This is a genomic window from Shigella sp. FC1567 (genome assembly GCF_001743015.1).
In the GTDB taxonomy this organism is placed as follows: domain Bacteria; phylum Pseudomonadota; class Gammaproteobacteria; order Enterobacterales; family Enterobacteriaceae; genus Escherichia; species Escherichia coli.
Genome location: NZ_MIIV01000440.1, coordinates 1 through 308 on the forward strand (window position 1 = coordinate 1; position 308 = coordinate 308).

Here is a 308-nt window from a genome sequence, read left to right on the forward strand (position 1 = left end):
CCCGTTGACGGACTTCGGGGGAAAAACGAGTATTTTTAGTCATCCTGTTTACCTCTTTCTCAGGAAGTTTAGTCTCCAGGATTCCCGGGGCGGTTCACTTTCCAGTTGCAACTGCCCGGCGAGCGCCATCAGTCGTTGATGTTGCAGTTCCATCATCACGCCACTCCTCTGCAGAATGAGTCGTAGATGGAGAGTGGATGATGCTGGGGGGGGTTGTCGAAGCTCACCAGATTTTCACCAGGATGCACGTCATACTCTTTTTTCTCCGGAGGCAGTGCCAGCATGGACTGCTGCTCTTCGAGCCAGCG

Annotated in this window: 1 pseudogene; it reads right to left on the reverse strand. The window is 53.6% G+C overall.

Annotation, left to right across the window (positions count from 1 at the left end):
• Nucleotides 1-155 precede the first annotated feature (155 nt).
• Nucleotides 156-308 (reverse strand): annotated as a pseudogene (locus BHE85_RS19385) (IS21 family transposase); the annotation flags it as partial.